The organism is Serratia nevei, assembly GCF_037948395.1.
In the GTDB taxonomy this organism is placed as follows: Bacteria; Pseudomonadota; Gammaproteobacteria; order Enterobacterales; family Enterobacteriaceae; genus Serratia; species Serratia nevei.
Window position 1 is genome coordinate 2,549,004 of record NZ_CP149940.1, and the last position, 16,950, is coordinate 2,565,953.

Genomic DNA, 16,950 nt, shown 5'->3' on the forward strand with positions numbered 1-16,950 from the left:
CAACGTTTCTTTTTGGCTCGCAAGCCGTTCAGCCTGATACGCAATCTATCAAATCACTTCAATATCAAGGGGGTTTTTATGAAAACCGTCCTGCAGCATATTTTGGTCAATAAAGCACGTTACGCCCAGCTTCCGCTGTTTGAGTTCCTGCGTGATGAAAATCGCACGCCTCAGGAGCGGCTGGCGTTTCTGCCCCATATCGCGTTTTTTATTATGGCTTTCGCCGATGTGAATAAGCTGATGCTGCGCAATGAAACGCCGGCGGCCGATATTTACCAACGGAAAGTCAATGCGCATACCCATGAAGATGATCACCATTGGCCGTGGTATCTCGAGGATTTGGACAAACTCGGTTACAACCGCTGCGTCGACACGGTGGCGCATCTGGAAACGCTGTGGAGCGACAGCACTCAGGCGAATCGGTTATTGACCTATCGGCTGTGTGCGCGGGTAAGCGGCCTCGGCGGCCTGGAGCGGATCGTGGTGATCGAGGCCATCGAAGCTACCGGTAACGTGCTGTTTGGGCTGACGGCGCCGCTGGCCACGCGCATTCATCAGGCGACCGGCGTCGAACTGCGCTACTGCGGCGAGTTTCATCTGGCGCTGGAGAGCGGGCATGCCCAGCTGCAGGATCATGCGGAACTGGCGGCGATCCCATTGACGGATGGCATCAGGCGACGTTGCATCGCTCATGTCGACCACGTTTTTGCCTGGTTTACCGAGTGGACGCACGAAACGCTCGCGCATGTCCGGGAGGGCTGACGCGTTCCCGAACCGGCGCTTACGCCTGAAACGCCTGCAGCCAGGCGGCGAATTTTCTCACGACCTCATCGTCCCGATCGCGCAGCAGCAGGGAATAAACGCCGGTTCGGATAGTCAACGCCGGGAAAGGCGACACCAGTCGACCGGACGACAGATGCTTGGCGCAGAACAGGTAAGGCACGACGGCCAGCCCCAGGCCGTCCTCGGCCGCCTGAATGGCGGCGAAGGTATGGTCGAGCGTGAGCGGCGCCGGCGAGGCGTCCAACGCCGTCGGGTAGGTATTCAGCCAGCTGTGCCATAAATCCTCACGGGCGCGGATACGGATGGCGGTATGCCCGGCCAGCGTGCCGGGCGCACTGACCGGCATGGCGCGCAAGTAGCTCTGGCTGCAGACCAACAGGCTCTCTTCCTGCAGAAAAGGGATCGCTTTCAGCCCGGAGAAGTGCGCGGGATCGCGCCGGATCGCCAGATCAAACGGCGTATTGCGATCGACGGCCCCTGTGCTGGTGGTGATATCAATCGCGACCTCCGGATGAATCTCATTGAACGCCGCCAGCTTCGGCATCAGCCAGTGCATGGTGAACGTCGGCAGGCTGTGCACCACCAGCCGCTGCCGGCCGGCGCTCGCTTTCAGTGCGCTTTCCGCGGCATACAGTTCGCTTATCACCCGGGACGCGGTGCGGGAAAAATTCTCGCCGGCCTGCGTCAGCCGCACGGACTTGTGTCCGCGATAAAACAGTGTGATCCCCAGCTGTGCCTCCAGGCTGCGAATGTGGCGGCTGACCGCGCCGGTGGTGAGAAACAGCTCATCCGCAGCGGCGCTGAAGCTGCCAAGGCGGGCGGCGGCTTCGAAAGCGGACAGGTGCGGCAGGGAGTGAATTTTTTTCATTGGTTGAGTCTAGCTCAACCAAATGAGCGAGGAAAGATCGTTTGTCAGCCGTTGATTTTTCTCACTATTATCACGCATCTTTCCTGGTTTGCCGAGTGTGTCATGCAGCGATTTTCCCCGTCTGCCGTTCGTGTTAGTCGAATTATCCTCACCTCCCGATGGGCAGGGAGACGGCGCTGAGATGCGAGCTTTCTTTCTGCTTTGCGTGAGCCGGGCCGGCCTCTGCCTGGGCACCATGATGTTCGCCGGTGCACTGCCGACCATCAGAAGCGAGTGGCAGCTCGACGCCGCCTCCGCCGGTACGGTGCAAACGGTGTTCAGCCTGACCAACGCCTTGGCGCTGCTGGTGGCCTCCTGGTGGTGTGATTCACTGGGGGCGCGCCGGGTTTACCTGCTGTTTTCCTGGCTGGGCGCCGCTGCGCTGATGCTGTTCGCCGTGTTTGCCCATTCTTATGCCGGCGCGTTGGTGTTGATGGCCTTCGTCGGCCTGACGCAGGGCGGCGCCTATACGCCGGCGCTGCTGCTGGCGATGGGGATGAACGGCCCGGCCCGGCGCGGTTACGCCATTGGCATGATGCTGGCGGCCAGTTCGTTGGGGTATTTTCTGTCGGTTTTCATCGCCGGTTGGAGCGCCATGCGTTGGGGCGCCGGCGTGGCGTTTTTCCTGTGTGCCGCCGGCGCGTTGCTGGGGGCGCTGGCGGGTTCGTTGGCCCTGGTCGGTTATCGGGAACCGCAGCCGCGTACGCTGGGGAGGCAGACGAAACGTGAAAGCTATGCTATCACCTATGCGACCCTGCTGTTGCTGGTCGGGTATATCGCCCACAGCTGGGAACTGCTCGGTAACTGGGCATGGGCGCCCAGCCTGGTCAGCGAGGCGTTGAGCGGTTTCTCTCTGGATCCGCTCAGCGCCGGATTGATCGTCGCGGCGGTGATCCACCTGGCCGGCATGGTTGCCACGCTGATTGTCGGCACCGTTTCCGACTATTTTAACCGTGCATCGGTGCTGATGTTTATGGGCGCCGCCGGCGCGTTGGGATCGCTGCTGATGGGGTGGTCGGCGAACTGGGGGCCGGGCTGGACGCTGCTGGCCGTCAGCATCGGCAGTTTCTTCATCCTCGGCGACTCCGGCGTGCTGTCGGCCGCGATGGCGGACAACGTGCCGCCGCAACAGCTCGGTAGCGTGATGGGCTGGCGATCGCTGCTGGGGTTCGGCATCGGTTCGTTCGCCCCTTTATCCTTTGGCGTCGTGATGGATACCACCCAGAGCTGGGGCACGTCTTATGCCGTATTGGCCTGCGGCGGTGGAGTAGCCTGTTTGGCGGCCTGCCTGCTTTGGCGGCAGCACTTGAAATGAGGTACGGACATCATTAAATGAATGGAACATCATCACGCATGGTTATCGTGGGCGCCGGGATTGTCGGGGCATCGGTCGCCTATCATCTCGCGCGCCAGGGGCAGCACGTTGTCGTCGTTGAGCAGGCGCATCCCTCGGCGGGGGCCACAGGCAGCTCGTTTGGCTGGATCAGCGAAGGCGTGCCTGAGGGCGCTCCCGACGCGTTTCTGCGGCGCGAGATCGTCGCTGACTGGATGCGCCTGGCGCAGGAGATCCCGGATCTCTGGGTGAATTGGTCCGGCGCGCTCAGCTATGGTCAGGCGCCGGCGACGCAAAACCCCGACAATCGGCTTTTGCCCTCCGCCGAGGTGAACGCGCTGGAACCGGGGCTCAGGCAGCCCGATAGCCAAGCCTATTTTGCGGCGCGTGACGGCGCCGTCGATCCGCAAGAAGTGACACAGCGGCTGCTCGAGTGCGTTAGCGCGTGGGGCGGGGAGTTGCTCCTGGGGCGAACCGTCACCGGATTTTTGCGTGAAGAGGGGCAGATAATCGGCATCGTTACCGAGGAAGGCGCGATTGCCGCCGATCGGGTGGTGCTCGCCTGCGGCACGGGAATCTCCGCGCTGCTGGATGGCAGTGGGTTCTCGCTGCCGATCGAGGCGTCGCCGGCGATTCTGTTACGCTATCGTGCGGCGGCGCTGGCAGTGAACACGCTGATTGCGGGCGATGACGTTGAAGTGCGCCATACGCAAAACGGCGATCTGCTGGCGGCGGAGGATTACCCGCCGGAGGGGGACGTTAAACGGGTGGAAAACGACGCGCAATCGGCGATTAAAAACCGCCTGCCGGATACGGCACCCTTGCAACTGCAGGCGTGTTCGGTGGGGATGCGGCCCCGGCCGCGCGACGGTTATCCCATCATCGGGCCACTGGGCGCTACCCGGCTCTATGTGGCGGTGATGCACCCGGCAGTGATGTGCGCGCCAACGCTTGGCCGACTGGTCAGCGACGAGCTGCTGTATGGCGTCAATCCTGCCATTCCGCACGCTTATCGCCCCGAGCGATTTGACGACGGGAAATGAATATACGCTCAACCTGGCAGCGGTTTTTTGCGCCGTCGGCGAGGCTCTTATATATTTAGTAGCATGCCTGAGGCAGGTTGGGCATGAAACGGCGGTCGGTCGGGCCGCTGCAAGTACGACAGTTAAATCCGTTCGCCAAGAGGCTGCGAGCCTGTGCTTTCGGTAGGGACAGCCGCCAATCGTTTTTATGGCGACCGAAGGCGGAGCAGCTACTCACAGGTCACGAGGACACTTACCATGCATAAGAGAACACTGGCGTCACTGCATTACGAAAACATGCCTTACGATGGGGTGCGTTTTCATATTTTGAAACGGGAGACGCCTGGCCATACGGCGTTGCTGAAGTTGGATGCGGGCAGCCGACAACCGGCGCGTTTTCATCCGGGGTGGGTGAAACTGATGGTGCTGAGCGGTGAACTGAAGGTTGACGATCAGACGTTGCAACCCCATGAGATGTTAATCATCCCTGCCAATACTGCCTATACGGTACAGGCCATTACTGAAGTTATTTGTCTGGCGATTTCCGAGCTGGACGGCGCCGAGTTGGCCCGTTGAGGTGATAACACGAATGGATAGAGGAGAGCCTAGGCGCTCTCCCTATCCCTGCAGCATTAAGCCGCCCCCCAGGCTGAGCTACCTGCTGATTGATGCGTATACCTCCTGATTTAAGCCACCGCGCTTTCCCTTTCCATCACTTTCGGCCACGTCGCCCCCGCAACGAGCCGCCATCGCGCAGCGCATGCGCAACGTCATCGCCTTGGTTTTACGCAGAACGATGAAATTTTGGTGTAAATAGTGAGTTTCTTCGCATAAGGCCCCTGGTGTGGCTTGCGAGAACGTCACTATATGGAGGATCATGCGGCGCCTCTATCAAATAAAAGACATTCGCGTTATCAAAAGGGACAAATGACCATGGGATTCGAAGTCGACAACGCCGAAACCAAACGCATCGACCTCAGCAGCCACGAAAACTCCTCGTTCGAGGTGACAGGGCTGGTGAAACACTATCCGGCGGGCTTTGTCATTCCTTACCACTCGCATAAACGCAGCCATTTGCTCTATTCGCAGCAGGGCGTTATGGCGGTCGAGGTGAGCAGCGGGCGCTGGATCGTGCCGCCCACCACCGCGGTCTGGCTGCGTCCGGGGGTAGAACATCAGCTGGTCATGCAGAGCAACATTTGCGTTTACGGGATTTTGGTTGATGAAGTCACCGCCGCGCGCTTGCCGCTGCGCGACGGCGTATTGCAGGTCTCACCGCTGCTGCGAGAACTGATCGCGCAGCTGGCGACGCTGGCGCCCGAAGGGGCGGAGACCAAACGCAATACGCTGCTCAGAGCGTTGTTCCTTGAGGAGCTGAGCCTGCAGCCGCAGCTGGCGCTGCATTTGCCTTGGCCGGCAGAGGCGAGAATGGCCGAGATTTGCCGGCTGTTGGTCATCACGCCGGCCGACGATCGCGGCATTGAGGCCTGGGCCGATTCACTGTCGATCAGCGCGAAAACCTTCCAGCGTCATTTCACTCAACAAACCGGCATCACCTTCGGCCAGTGGAAACAGCGCCTGCGGCTGCTGTCGTCCATTCCGCTGCTGTTGGCCGGCAACTCGATCATCCATGCCGCCTTCGAAAGCGGTTACGAGAGCCACAGCGCCTATTCGGTGGCGTTCAAAAAACTGTTTGGCGTTTCGCCTTCGCGCTTTACGCTATAGCCTTATGGCATAGCGCGCTTCTCCTATAGATTGAAGCAACCTAATGACGTATAAAGCAAAGCAGTCAACCTCCGAGGCCGCTTCCCGTGATAAAAATTGTCGTGTATCTGATTCTCGCCGTGACGATCGCCATTATTGCGGCAAGAGTCCTCTTTCGTTTGCCGGATATTTCCCAGCGTCTGCCGCAGGCGGCGTTGCCGGCGGATCCTGCCGCCCAGTTACCGGCGCGGGCCGCCGAACTGATGGCGGCGCATCCAGGCCTGAGCGGCGTGGTGCCGCTGGCCAGCGGGCACGATGCGTTCGCCAGCCGCCTGGCGTTGGCGCGGATGGCGGAAAGGTCGATCGACGCCCAGTACTACATCTGGCATAACGACACCTCCGGGCATATCCTGCTGAAAACCCTGTATGACGCCGCCCAACGCGGCGTGCGCGTGCGGCTGCTGCTGGACGATAACGGCGTCGCCATGGACGAGACCCTGGCGGCGCTGAACGCCCAGGAAAACGTCGAGATCCGCCTGTTCAACCCATCAACCGTGCGCACGCCGAAGTTGGCCGGCTACGCCTTTGACTTTATGCGTATGAATCGGCGCATGCATAACAAGTCTTACATCGTCGACGGCGCCGTGGCGATCATCGGCGGCCGCAACATTGGCGACGAGTATTTCCAGGTCGGCGACGAAAACTATTTCCTCGATCTCGACGTGCTGAGCGTCGGCAGCGTAGTGGCAGAAACGGCCGAGGTGTTCGATCGCTACTGGAACAGCGCGTCGGTGTTCGGCGTTGAGCAAATTATCCGGGGCAAAGGTAATCTTTCTGCCTTCCTGACGCAGGCCACCGCGACCGAAAGCAGCGAACGGGCCCGCAAATTGGCGGTGCAGCTGGAAACCAGCGCGGTGCGCTTTCGCGATGGCGCCGTCCAGCCGGAATTCACCCAGGTAGAGCTGGTGGCCGATGATCCGGCGAAAGGGCTGGGCAAGGCGTCGCGCGATCGGTTGATGGTGACGCAGCTCGGCAAGATCATCGGCGGCGTCGGCCGGCAACTGGATCTGGTTTCCGCCTATTTCGTGCCGGGGCGGGAAGGGGCGAGCTTCTTTGAATCGCTTGCCAAACAGGGGAAGTCCATACGCGTGCTGACCAACGCGATGAACACCACCGACGTGCTGGTGGTGCATGCCGGCTACGCGAAATACCGGCGTGAGCTGCTGCAGGCGGGCGTCGAACTGTTCGAGCTGAAGCTGCGCGCCGGTCAACCGACCGGGCGCAAGGAACTCAAGCCGCTGGGGCTGTCCGGCGCGGCGCTGCACGCGAAAACCTTCGCCATCGATGATAAGCGGGTGTTTATCGGTTCGTTCAATTTCGATCCGCGCTCGGCGCACCTGAACTGCGAAATGGGCTTCTTGATCGACAGCCCGACGCTGGCGGCCGACACTCGCCAACTGTTTGATGGCCCGCTCGAGTACGCCGCCTACCGCCCGGTATTGACGCCCGAGGGCAAAATGGTGTGGAAAGAAGCCTTCGAAGACGGCCACACCGAGGTGCATCAGCAAGAGCCCGGCGCCGGCTGGGTAAAACGCATTATTCTCACCGTGGCCGGCTGGCTGCCGATCGAGTGGATGCTGTAACGGCGTGGCGGGAGGGAAAAGGAAGGCTCGCCGGTTTTGGCCGGCGAACCTTGCGAGGCTCAGTAGGCCAGCTTGTCACGGTGCTTGCGGATAAACGCCCTTAGCCGCATCGGCTGTCTCCCCGCGATCTGCGGGAAATTATCGAAAACCTCATCGACGCCTGGGATATCGCGAGCCGCTATGCGGCGAAAATTGTCGTAGACGCAGCTCATGTAGGCCATTTCGGCACCCGTCGCGCGCATCTCATCCAGAAAAACCTGCGGATCTTGTGATTCATAGCGGAACGGCTGCCCCAGCTCTTCCGTCATCATGGCAGCGATCTCGCCGTAGGATTTAACGTCATAGCCCATGCGGTAGGTTTGGCCGCCGTGCCGCTCGGGGTGTAGCAGCGCCAGCGCCGCCGCCTGCGCTACATCGTCGCCGTCCACCCAGCTGAACGGCGCATCGCCGGTATATTGCCGGATCACGCCGTTTTTCACCGCCGGTACGCCGTCGTAGTTGAGCAGGTTCTGCATAAAGCACTCCGGCCGCAGGTGGGTGAAAGAAAATCCCGACCACTCGATGTAACGCTCGATGAGCTGGTGCCAGGCCCAATGCGCGACGGTGGTGTCGTCACGGCCGCAGGCGCCGAGGTGCACGACATGCCGCACGCCGGCCTGGCGCGCGCGATCGAGAAACACCTTGCTTTGCCGCAGCATGTCCACCGTGTAGCCAGTGGCCAGAAATACGCGCTCGATGCCGGCCAGCGCCGGTGCCAGAGTCTCTTCCCGATCAAAATCGAGCTGGACGGTGCGGATACCCAGTTTTTCGAAGGGCGCCGCCTTGGCGGGAGAGCGCACGGCGGCAACCGGCTCGATCTCTGCCTGGGATTGTAAAAGACGCAGGGTCGCACCACCTATCTGGCCGGTGGCGCCGGTGATCAGGATCTGGGGCTTCTTGTTCTTCATAACTTACCTCTTGCGGTTTTTAACGCTGTGAGGGAAAGTCTATAGGAATAAAAATCATGATTTGCGCTATAAATTACCGAGTTGCGGGAACTAAATTCATCAATAAGGCAGGGGAATGTTTTCTTCCGAACGTCTTAAAGGGATCGGTCTGTTTGTTTGCGTGGCCGATATGGGCAGCTTTACGCTGGCGGCGGAACGCCTGAACCTGACCGCTTCTGCCGTCAGCAAAGGGATCGCCCGGCTGGAAAGCCGATTACAGACGAAGCTGTTCCAGCGCACCACGCGGCGGCTGGCGCTGACCGACGCCGGCACCCAATTTTATCGCACCTGTACCGGCGTGTTGGCCGAGCTGGAAGAGGCCGAACTGGCGATGCAGGCGGAAAGCGCCGAGCCGCGCGGCAGGGTGCGCATCGATCTTCCCGCTTCCTTTGGCCGTTTGCATGCGCTGCCGGTGATCTTGCGATGTATTGAGGATCACCCGTTGCTGGTGCCGCATATCACGTTTACGGACCGCTTCGCCGATCCGGTCAGTGAAGGCATCGATATCCTGGTGCGTATCGGCGGTTCGGATGTGTGGCCAAATACGCTGGGGCATCACTACCTTGGTAAGCAGCGGCATATCTTCTGCGCCGCGCCCGGATACCTGAAGCGACAGGGTGAACCCACCACCGCCGCTGAATTGGCGCATCATCACTGCGTGCTGTATCAGGAAAACGACGGCATGCAGACGCCCTGGCATTTCTCGGGAAGCGGTGCCCAGCCGGTAGAGCGAAGAACGCTGACGCCGCGGGTGGCCATTGGCGATGCGGAGGGGCAACTGACGGCGGTGCTGGCGGGGCACGGCATCGCTCAGTTACCGACCTGGCTGGTCAAACGGCAGCTAGAGGAGGGGGCGTTGGCCGAGGTGTTGCCGCATCTGGCGACCGACGGCCTGCCGATCAACGTGGTCTGGCTGAAAAGCCGCCGGGCGCAGCCGAAAGTCAGCGCCTTGCTTCAGGCGCTGATCGCCGGTTTGACGCCGGAGGGACAGGCTTAATGAGTTTCGCTTAAACTGACCGTCGCCGTGCGGCCGGCGATCAGCTCGACGCCGTGGGGAATGGTGTCGATCGCGATGCGCACCGGGATGCGCTGCGCCAGACGGATCCAGCTGAATGTCGGGTTGACGTTGGCGAGCAGATTGCCGGCGGCGGTGGTGCGCTCGCTGTCGTTGATGCCGGCGGAAAGCCCGTCGACGTGGCCATAGAGCGGCTGCCGTTCCCCCATGATGCGGATCACCACCTTGTCACCGTTCTGGATGCGGCCCAGCTTGGTCTCTTCGAAGTATCCGGCGATGTAGAAACTGTTGGAATCCACCAACGCCATGATCGGCTGACCGGCGGTCGCGTAAGCGCCGGGGCGCAGGGAGAAGTTGGTGATCACGCCATCCACCGGCGCATAGAGATCGGCGCGCTGCAGGTTGATGCGCGCCAGCGCCCGATCCGCCAGGGCCTGATCCAGATTGGCCTTTGCCAGCGATTGGGCATCGCGGCGATTGTCGCGTTCCTGCTGTGAAATAGCCGACTGCAGCGCCTGATAGCGCCGGTTTTCGCGCTGGGATGACGCCAACTGGACGTTGGCGCGTTCCACGGCGGCCTCGGCCTGATCCAGCGCATTGCGCAGCCGTACTTTGTCCAGGCTGAGCAGCAGCTGCCCTTTATGCACCACCTGGTTGTCGTGAATGTGCACGGCGTCCACCTTGCCGGAAACATCCGTGGCCAGCGGCACCACGTCGGCGCGGATCTTGCCGTCGCGCGTTTGCGGGGCATAGGTGTAATAGAGATAAAGCTGCCACAGCACGCCTGCCGCGATCAAAACGGCAATCAGGGTCAGCGCGGGGCGCAGCAGAACAAGGGTACGTTCACGAAACATGGGGTCCTCAGGGGGTGGTAAGCCATTTCAGGCCGTGGAAAAACAGCCCGGCCAGAATAAGAAACAGGGCGGTGTCGAACAGTGGGCGCTGCGCGACCCAGCGATAGACGCCTACCGCGCTGAGCGTCCAGGAAAGCGCCATGCGCGAGAAGAATGCGCACACCAGGCACAGCAGCAAGGGCGAGATGAACACGCCGTCAATGTTGATTTCACCGATCATGTCAGGGATTCCAGTGCAAAGCCGTGGGGAAGTGCAGCAGCCGTAGCCGGATAAGCGGCCGCAGCGCGCGCCGATCGTTCTGCCGCCAGGCCTGTTGCAGACCGACGTCGATCTGGCCCAGCAGCGCGGAGGGGGCCTCGGCGTGCAGAGAAAGTTGGCGGAACGCCGCCGGCAGACCGGCGTTCGGCGAAGCGCCAGGGCTGAGAGCGCCGGCCTGCTGCAGACGAATCAGGTCGATAGCGGTTTTTAAGCGCATCAACAGCTGTGGGCTGCGATCGGCTTGCCCAACGGCGGCCAGGCGGCTACCCAGCGCGGTGATGCGATCCAACGCGCGGGCCTGATAGCGCTGTAAGTCGCGCTCCGTGACGTGGCGATTGAGGCGCAGCATCTCTTGCGCATCCTGCCGCATCAGCCGCGCCACCACCTGATCGGTGCCCCAGCGGCGGAACAGCGCGGCGCACAGGAATGCGAAATAGACGCCGATCAGCGTGCCGGTAGTGCTTTCCAGATACAGCCCCATATTGTTCGGCGCATAGTGCCCCTGAAAGTTGACGTTGCTGAGCGACAGGGCGATCGCCAACGTCGCCAACGGGTTGCTCGCCGCCCACACGCCGAGCGGCAGCAAAAACAGCCCCATCACGATCAGGAAACTGCCGTAATCCCCGGCCAGTGGCAGCAGCACATAGCTGAGCAGGGCGCCGAGGGCCATAGCGATAGCGGCGAAGCGGCCAAAAGTGGCGATGGTGGCGCCGGGATTATCGCCGGCGCCGAAGAAGGCGATGGCCACGATCCCCATCAGCACCATATTGGCGCCCTGTTCCCAGCCGGTGAAATACCAGAGGCCGCACAGCAGGGCGTAGGTCGTCAAAATTCCGGCGAACATGCGCACCGCCATGCCGATATCCGGCGGCGGCGAGAAGACGCGGCTGCGCATCATCTGCGCCTGCAGCGCCGCGGGCAGCGGCTCGCCGTCCAGGAATGCGTTCAACTGCTGTACCTCGGCCCACAGCGTTAACCACTGCTCAACCTGTTCAGCCAGCTCGTCGACGACCAGCGTTTCCCACGGCGACAGCGACGCCGCAGGCGGCAACAAGCTTACCGAGGGCGCAGCGTGCGGTGCGGGTTCAACGGCCTGCCGCCGGACCTCATTCAGCCACGGCTGCAGGCGGGGGCGCAGACCGACCGGCAGTGCGGCGATGCTGCTGCCGATGGCCGAGAGCAGCGGCACGATTTGCAGTACGCGTTGCTGTATCGAAATCGCCGCCTGACGGGTGGGCTTATCGACCGAACTGTCATAGCCAAGGGTGGTCATCATCTGATTGAACGAGGCGATGTCGCCCAGCAAACGGATACGGTCCGCGTCGGCCTGGGCGTCGCTGCCCTTGCCGTCGAGGCTGTCCTCCTGCCAACGCGCCAGGTCAGCCAGCCAGCCTTTCAGCCGCGTGCGCAACACCGGCGCCAGCGACGATGGGAACAGCACGCTGTCTACCAGCGTCACCGCCAAAATACCTAGGCAGATCTCCGTCACCCGCGTGACGACCATAGTGAACATCGTGTCCGGGTGATTGATGTAGGCGATGGCGACCAGCATCATGGTGATGGCGCCCAGCTGGAAAAAGTAAGCGCGTGGCGTGCGATCGAGATAGGAGAGGCCCAGCATCAGTGACGATGACAGCCCAGCTGCGACGATCAACAGCACCGGCGTGTTGCTAAGCCAGGCCGAAAGGCCCAGCGTCAGCACGCCGGCGAACAGCGTGCCGCAAAAACGGTAGGTGGCGCGGGCGCGTACGGCGCCGCTGACCGGATTGCTCAGCACGCAGCAGGTCACCATCGCCCAATAGGGATTTTGCAGGCCGATGCTTTCCGCCAGCGCGAAGGCCAGCATGGCGGAAATAAACAGTTTCGCGGCGTACAGCAGCTGCGGTTTACCGATGTTCATGGCTCATTGCCGGCCTGTTGCAGATAGTGGCCTGCGCGCTCTTCAAACAGGCGCAGAATGCGCGTAGCGGTTTCAATATCTTCCAACGGCACGTCGTGCATCAGCTCGACTCGCAGCTTATCGGCCGCGGTTTCGACCTTTTTGGCCAATTCGGCGCCGGCGGGCAGAATGCGCAGGGTTTTAAACCGACGATCGCCGGCCGACTCCTGCCGCTTGAGGAAGCCTAACGCGGCGGCCTGATCCAACAGACGCACCAGCGCACCGGGATTGACGCCGACTTCTTCCGCCAGGTCGCGCTGATTGATGCCCTGCGGATTGCGATGTACCAGAACCACGACGGTAGCCAACGACATGGAGATGCCGGATTTGGCGATCGCCAGCGTCGCAGCCTGTTTCCACACCCGGCGAACCGGTTGCAGGGCGTTGGTGAGGGCATAGAGGGATTTTTCTTTCGATGACATGGGATACCTCGGCAAACAGTGTATATAGGTTAAATGGCAACAGTTGCCTTGGCAATTAGTTTTGAACGCTCGACTCAGAGACAAAAGGCAAGGCATACGTGACGACGTCACATAAAACAAACGGGCTACATAGGCAGCCCGTTTGAAAGGTGGGTATTACAGCGCCTGAACGGGGTTCATCGCAGCGCCGGGGAAGGCCGTATCTTCACCGCGTTCACGCCAAGGCGCCAGATCGCGGCTGCGGGAGGCTACCGCGCTGTCCCACAGCTGATACGCGTCCTTACCGAGCATCAAACGCACCGGCGGGGTGGCGCTGGCCACCATATCGACGATCACGCGAGCGCCCTTAACCGGATCGCCCATCTGTTTGCCGTTCTGCGTGCGGTAATACTCCACCATGCCGGCATCCAGTGGCGCATAGGCCGCGATTTCGCGTTCGGCTTTCATGGCGGCGCTGCTGGCGAAACCGGTACGGAAGGCGCCCGGCTCGATCAGCGTGACGTGGATCCCCAGCGGCTTGACCTCGTGGTGCAGCGCTTCGGTAAACCCTTCCAACGCGAACTTGGTGGCGTTGTACAGACCACTGCCGGGGAAGGCCACCAGGCCGGCGATGCTGGTCAGATTGAGAATATGGCCGGACCGTTGAGCGCGCATCTGCGGCAGCACTTCACGCGACAGCTCGGCGGCCGCAAAGAAGTTCAGCTCCATCTGGGCGCGGATCTGTTCGGAAGTGAACTCTTCCAGCGCCCCGTAAGAACCGGCGCCGGCGATGTTGGCCAGTACGTCGAGGCGGCCGAAGGTTTCGACGGTCTTCTTCAGGGCGGCGGCGCGCGCCGCAGGATCGGTCACGTCCAGCTGCAGAGCCAGCGCGCGTTCGCCGTGGCCGGCGGCGATCGCCTGCAGCGGCGCCAGGCGGCGGGCGGTGAGCACCACGTTGTCGCCCTTGGCCAGCACGGCTTCAGCCAAAGCCTGGCCGAAGCCGGAAGATGCGCCTGTAATAAACCAGGTTTTGTTCATATCGAGATTCCTCGTTATCGTGGAGAGTTACAGTTGAATTTCAGTGAGTTCTGCGCCATCAAAGGCGGTGTCTTCACCCCGTTCGCGCCAGGCGTTAAGCTCCTGCTGGCGTTTGGCGAGGGTGGTGTCCCACATGGCGTAAGCGTCGCGCCCCAGCATCAGGCGCACCGGCGGGGCCGTGAGAGTGACCAACTCCAGCATGCGCTGCGCCGCTTTGGCGGGATCGCCCATCTGTCGGCCGGCGGACTGCGCCAGGTAGGTTTCAAACGGTGCAATCGACGGGCGGTAGGCCTCGATGCGCTGCGTCGGCCGCATGTTCACGTCGCCGGCAAATTCGGTGCGGAAGGCGCCGGGCTCGACCAGGGTCACGTGGATCCCCTGCGGCCTGGCCTCGATGGCCAGCGACTCCGTCCAGCCTTCGAGGGCAAATTTCGCCGCGCAATAGGGGCCGGCGGCGTTCATTGCCACCAGACCGGCGATGCTGCTTACGGTGATCACGTTCCCGCTGCCCTGGCGCCGCATCTGCGGCAGCACGGCGCGGGTCATCTCCGCCGCCGCAAAGAAATTCAGCTCCATCTGCTCGCGCAGCTGTTCGAGGCTGAACTCTTCGCAGGCGCCGGCTACACCGCGCCCGGCCAGGTTGGCCAGCACGTCGATGCGGCCGAACCGCGCCAGGGTATCGGCGACCGCCTTATCGCGTGCGGCGGCATCCGTGACGTCCATCGCCAAAGGCAGCACGCGCTCTTCCTGGCCCTTAGCCAGCGCCTGCAGGCGGTCGAGACGGCGGGCGGTCACCACCACCCGATCGCCGTTGGCGATGGCCGCTTCGGCCAGGGCTTTACCCAGGCCCGATGAGGCGCCGGTGATCAGCCACACTCTATGGTCATTGTTCATTTCAGGTTTCCTGCGAATAAATAAAACGGCGCTTAGCGCCACCAACGGCTGCCGGGGTGCGGCCGAACGATATCGACACGTTCGCCGATCATCGGCGTCGCGACCTGCACGCTAAAGGGAGCGGCATGGCGCAGTACCTGGTCGAACGGGTCTTGCCAGGCGTGCATCGCCAGATCGAAGGTGCCGTTATGGATCGGCAGCAGCCAGCGGCCGAGCAAATCCCGATGCGCCTGCACGGTTTGCTGAGGGTGCATATGCACATAGGGCCAGCGTTTGTCGTAGGCGCCGGTTTCCATCAGCGTCAGGTCAAAGGGGCCAAAACGGCGGCCAATCTCGGCAAAACCGGTGAAATAGCCGCTGTCGCCGCTGAAGAACATCCGCAGCTCATCGTCTTCAATCACCCAGGAACACCACAGCGTGCGGTTGCCGTCGGTCAGGCTCCGGCCCGAAAAGTGCTGGGCCGGGGTAGCCGTCAGCCGCAGGCCGTCGATTTCCGTGCCTTGCCACCAGTCGAACTGGCGGATTTTTTCCGGCGCCACGCCCCAGGCCGCCAGGCGATCGCCCACGCCGAGCGGTGCGACGAACTGGCCCACCTTGCCGTCCAGCGCCCGAATGGCGGCCCGGTCCAGATGGTCGTAATGATCGTGCGAGAGGATCACGGCGCGGATCGGCGGCAGCTCCTCGATCGCGATCGGCGGCGCGTGAAAGCGTTTTGGCCCGGCGAACGGCAGCGGCGAGGCCCGCTCGGAGAACACCGGATCGGTCAGCCACCATTGGCCGCGCAGCTTGAGCAACACCGTGGAATGCCCCAGACGGTACAGGCTACGATCGGGTGCCGCCTCAAGCTCGGCGCGCGACAGGCGCTGAATCGGCACCGGCGTCGCCGGCACCGTGTCTTTGGGTTTGTTGAAAAATACGTCCCACCACACGCGCAGGGTGGACTCGGGCAGATCACCCGGCGCCGGCGGCCGCTGATTGTTAAAGCGCCGATCGCGCCATTGTGGCGATGAAGCATAGCCGCCCGATGTCGGGCGCAATTTGGAACAACGGCTCAAAGTCAGAATTCCCTCAGCACAGCAATGGATGATTCGGGCAGCGACGCGGTTCAGGTCGCCTTTGCCCGCACGACGCGATAAAACTTGTCGTCAAGAATAAGCCTTGAGGGACGGACGATCCATGCGCTAAAGTACTTGTTTGTTTATCAAGAGTACGGATTTCATCATGGACCCGCTGTCAGACGTGTTGTCGCTGCTGCAACCCCAAAACCAGTTTTACGCCGGTTTCGACGCCGCCGGGGACTGGTCGTTCGAGTTTCCCCCTCATGAAGGCATCAAATTCACGGCGGTGATGCGCGGCGCCTGCTGGGGCATGACCGACGATCTGACGCAGCCGATCCATTTCCGCGAAGGGGACTGCTTTTTGCTGAACAGTCGGCGGCGCTTCAGGGTCGCGTCCGATCCGGCGTTGCCGCCGCAGGGAGGGGAGCAGATCATGGCCGAGGCGACGCGCGACGGCATCGCCGTGCATAACGGCGGTGGCGAGGTCTTTTTGATCAGCGGGCGTTTCGGTTTTTCCGGCCAGCATGCGGCGCTGCTGTTTGATGCGCTGCCGCCGATCATCAACATCCCCAAAGCCTCGAGCCAGGCGGGCGTTTTGCGCTGGACGCTCGAACAGTGGACGAACGAGTTGCGTCACCCGCAGCTCGGCGGTGCGCTGATGTCGACCCACCTGGCGCACTTGATGCTGGTGCAGGTGTTTCGCCAGTTCCTCGAAACGGCCCATGGGCTGCCGAAAGGTTGGTTTCTGGCGCTGACCGACCGCCAGATCAGCCTGGCGATCGCCGCCATGCACGCCGAGCCGGCGCGCAACTGGACGCTGGAAGAGCTGGCCCGCATCGCCGGCATTTCCCGCACCGTATTCGCTCAACGTTTCAAAGGGCTGGTTGGCAGTACCGCCATGGAATACCTCTCGCGTTGGCGTATGCTGCAGGCGGCAGATCGCCTGCGGGCCGGTAAAGAAAACGTCGCGTCGATCGCCTACTCGTTGGGATACGGCTCGGAAAGCGCGTTCAGCACCGCCTTCAAACGGGTGATGGCGCAGTCGCCGTCGCAGTATCGGCGGCAAATGCCGGCCGGGGCGAGTGAACCGGAGTGAAAGGGGGCGCAGCGGCCG

General features: G+C 62.0%; 17 protein-coding genes. 8 read left to right on the plus strand and 9 right to left on the minus strand.

The annotated features are described in order from the left end of the window. The first annotated feature begins 78 nt into the window (after positions 1-78). A complete protein-coding gene (locus V8N38_RS12335) occupies positions 79-762 on the plus strand; it encodes a hypothetical protein (RefSeq protein WP_087762876.1) in 684 nt (227 codons plus the stop codon). A gap of 19 nt (positions 763-781) precedes the next feature. On the opposite strand, the gene V8N38_RS12340 is transcribed toward V8N38_RS12335, so the two are convergent. Then, the gene (locus tag V8N38_RS12340; protein ID WP_087762822.1) at positions 782-1,651 is read right to left on the minus strand and encodes a LysR substrate-binding domain-containing protein; all 870 of its coding nucleotides are present in this window, start codon (positions 1,649-1,651) and stop codon (positions 782-784) included. A 181-nt stretch (positions 1,652-1,832) separates the two neighbouring features. Here V8N38_RS12340 and V8N38_RS12345 point away from each other — a divergent pair, with 181 nt between their 5' ends. The 5 genes from V8N38_RS12345 to V8N38_RS12365 all read left to right on the plus strand — a co-directional run bounded on the left by V8N38_RS12345 (position 1,833) and on the right by V8N38_RS12365 (position 7,392). Then, complete coding sequence (locus tag V8N38_RS12345; RefSeq protein WP_232734402.1) at positions 1,833-3,005, plus strand: MFS transporter; 1,173 nt, start codon at positions 1,833-1,835, stop codon at positions 3,003-3,005. A 38-nt stretch (positions 3,006-3,043) separates the two neighbouring features. After that, positions 3,044-4,066, plus strand: coding sequence for an NAD(P)/FAD-dependent oxidoreductase (locus V8N38_RS12350; protein ID WP_232734401.1), 1,023 nt, complete (start codon positions 3,044-3,046; stop codon positions 4,064-4,066). 237 nt (positions 4,067-4,303) lie between these two features. After that, positions 4,304-4,621 carry a cupin domain-containing protein gene (locus tag V8N38_RS12355; RefSeq protein ID WP_038871643.1) on the plus strand — a complete coding sequence of 106 codons (318 nt, stop codon included), beginning with the start codon at positions 4,304-4,306 and terminating at the stop codon, positions 4,619-4,621. Positions 4,622-4,978: 357 nt separating this feature from the next. Beyond that, entirely contained in the window at positions 4,979-5,770 is a 792-nt protein-coding gene (locus V8N38_RS12360; RefSeq protein ID WP_147839963.1) for an AraC family transcriptional regulator, read from the plus strand. An 86-nt stretch (positions 5,771-5,856) separates the two neighbouring features. Beyond that, positions 5,857-7,392, plus strand: a complete 1,536-nt coding sequence (locus tag V8N38_RS12365) for a phospholipase D family protein (protein ID WP_147839962.1) — start codon at positions 5,857-5,859, stop codon at positions 7,390-7,392. Between the two features lie 59 nt (positions 7,393-7,451). Here V8N38_RS12365 and V8N38_RS12370 read toward each other — a convergent pair whose 3' ends face one another. Then, complete coding sequence (locus V8N38_RS12370) at positions 7,452-8,339, minus strand: SDR family oxidoreductase (RefSeq protein WP_100395792.1); 888 nt, start codon at positions 8,337-8,339, stop codon at positions 7,452-7,454. A 115-nt stretch (positions 8,340-8,454) separates the two neighbouring features. Here V8N38_RS12370 and V8N38_RS12375 point away from each other — a divergent pair, with 115 nt between their 5' ends. Next, positions 8,455-9,375 (plus strand): LysR family transcriptional regulator, encoded by a 921-nt coding sequence (locus V8N38_RS12375; RefSeq protein WP_039566122.1) that lies wholly within the window; start codon positions 8,455-8,457, stop codon positions 9,373-9,375. Here the strand turns inward: V8N38_RS12375 and V8N38_RS12380 are convergent. The 7 genes from V8N38_RS12380 to V8N38_RS12410 form a co-directional block, all read right to left on the minus strand. Continuing rightward, positions 9,372-10,247 (minus strand): HlyD family secretion protein, encoded by an 876-nt coding sequence (locus V8N38_RS12380; RefSeq protein WP_033648322.1) that lies wholly within the window; start codon positions 10,245-10,247, stop codon positions 9,372-9,374. The genes V8N38_RS12375 and V8N38_RS12380 overlap by 4 nt on opposite strands. Positions 10,248-10,254: 7 nt before the next feature. Further along, on the minus strand, positions 10,255-10,467 hold the full coding sequence (locus V8N38_RS12385; protein ID WP_033648323.1) for a DUF1656 domain-containing protein: 213 nt from the start codon (positions 10,465-10,467) through the stop codon (positions 10,255-10,257). Between the two features lies 1 nt (position 10,468). Beyond that, on the minus strand, positions 10,469-12,406 hold the full coding sequence (locus V8N38_RS12390; RefSeq protein WP_147839961.1) for an FUSC family protein: 1,938 nt from the start codon (positions 12,404-12,406) through the stop codon (positions 10,469-10,471). Further along, positions 12,403-12,867 carry a MarR family winged helix-turn-helix transcriptional regulator gene (locus tag V8N38_RS12395; RefSeq protein ID WP_060439940.1) on the minus strand — a complete coding sequence of 155 codons (465 nt, stop codon included), beginning with the start codon at positions 12,865-12,867 and terminating at the stop codon, positions 12,403-12,405. Before V8N38_RS12395 ends, V8N38_RS12390 begins: the two co-directional genes overlap by 4 nt. A gap of 156 nt (positions 12,868-13,023) precedes the next feature. Then, on the minus strand, positions 13,024-13,884 hold the full coding sequence (locus V8N38_RS12400; protein ID WP_043147473.1) for an oxidoreductase: 861 nt from the start codon (positions 13,882-13,884) through the stop codon (positions 13,024-13,026). Between the two features lie 27 nt (positions 13,885-13,911). Next, on the minus strand, positions 13,912-14,778 hold the full coding sequence (locus V8N38_RS12405) for an oxidoreductase (protein ID WP_147839960.1): 867 nt from the start codon (positions 14,776-14,778) through the stop codon (positions 13,912-13,914). A 32-nt stretch (positions 14,779-14,810) separates the two neighbouring features. After that, on the minus strand, positions 14,811-15,833 hold the full coding sequence (locus V8N38_RS12410) for an MBL fold metallo-hydrolase (protein WP_222706166.1): 1,023 nt from the start codon (positions 15,831-15,833) through the stop codon (positions 14,811-14,813). Between the two features lie 166 nt (positions 15,834-15,999). Here V8N38_RS12410 and V8N38_RS12415 point away from each other — a divergent pair, with 166 nt between their 5' ends. Beyond that, complete coding sequence (locus V8N38_RS12415; RefSeq protein ID WP_060418889.1) at positions 16,000-16,932, plus strand: AraC family transcriptional regulator; 933 nt, start codon at positions 16,000-16,002, stop codon at positions 16,930-16,932. Positions 16,933-16,950 lie beyond the last annotated feature (18 nt).

Coding starts and splice junctions, on each gene's coding strand:
- V8N38_RS12335 (WP_087762876.1), top strand. CDS start 79: ATGAAAACCGTCCTGCAGCATATTTTGGTCAATAAAGCACGTTACGCC.
- V8N38_RS12355 (WP_038871643.1), top strand. CDS start 4,304: ATGCATAAGAGAACACTGGCGTCACTGCATTACGAAAACATGCCTTAC.
- V8N38_RS12400 (WP_043147473.1), bottom strand. CDS start 13,884: ATGAACAAAACCTGGTTTATTACAGGCGCATCTTCCGGCTTCGGCCAG.
- V8N38_RS12405 (WP_147839960.1), bottom strand. CDS start 14,778: ATGAACAATGACCATAGAGTGTGGCTGATCACCGGCGCCTCATCGGGC.
- V8N38_RS12385 (WP_033648323.1), bottom strand. CDS start 10,467: ATGATCGGTGAAATCAACATTGACGGCGTGTTCATCTCGCCCTTGCTG.
- V8N38_RS12360 (WP_147839963.1), top strand. CDS start 4,979: ATGGGATTCGAAGTCGACAACGCCGAAACCAAACGCATCGACCTCAGC.
- V8N38_RS12345 (WP_232734402.1), top strand. CDS start 1,833: ATGCGAGCTTTCTTTCTGCTTTGCGTGAGCCGGGCCGGCCTCTGCCTG.
- V8N38_RS12380 (WP_033648322.1), bottom strand. CDS start 10,247: ATGTTTCGTGAACGTACCCTTGTTCTGCTGCGCCCCGCGCTGACCCTG.
- V8N38_RS12370 (WP_100395792.1), bottom strand. CDS start 8,339: ATGAAGAACAAGAAGCCCCAGATCCTGATCACCGGCGCCACCGGCCAG.
- V8N38_RS12390 (WP_147839961.1), bottom strand. CDS start 12,406: ATGAACATCGGTAAACCGCAGCTGCTGTACGCCGCGAAACTGTTTATT.
- V8N38_RS12375 (WP_039566122.1), top strand. CDS start 8,455: ATGTTTTCTTCCGAACGTCTTAAAGGGATCGGTCTGTTTGTTTGCGTG.
- V8N38_RS12415 (WP_060418889.1), top strand. CDS start 16,000: ATGGACCCGCTGTCAGACGTGTTGTCGCTGCTGCAACCCCAAAACCAG.
- V8N38_RS12340 (WP_087762822.1), bottom strand. CDS start 1,651: ATGAAAAAAATTCACTCCCTGCCGCACCTGTCCGCTTTCGAAGCCGCC.
- V8N38_RS12395 (WP_060439940.1), bottom strand. CDS start 12,867: ATGTCATCGAAAGAAAAATCCCTCTATGCCCTCACCAACGCCCTGCAA.
- V8N38_RS12350 (WP_232734401.1), top strand. CDS start 3,044: ATGGTTATCGTGGGCGCCGGGATTGTCGGGGCATCGGTCGCCTATCAT.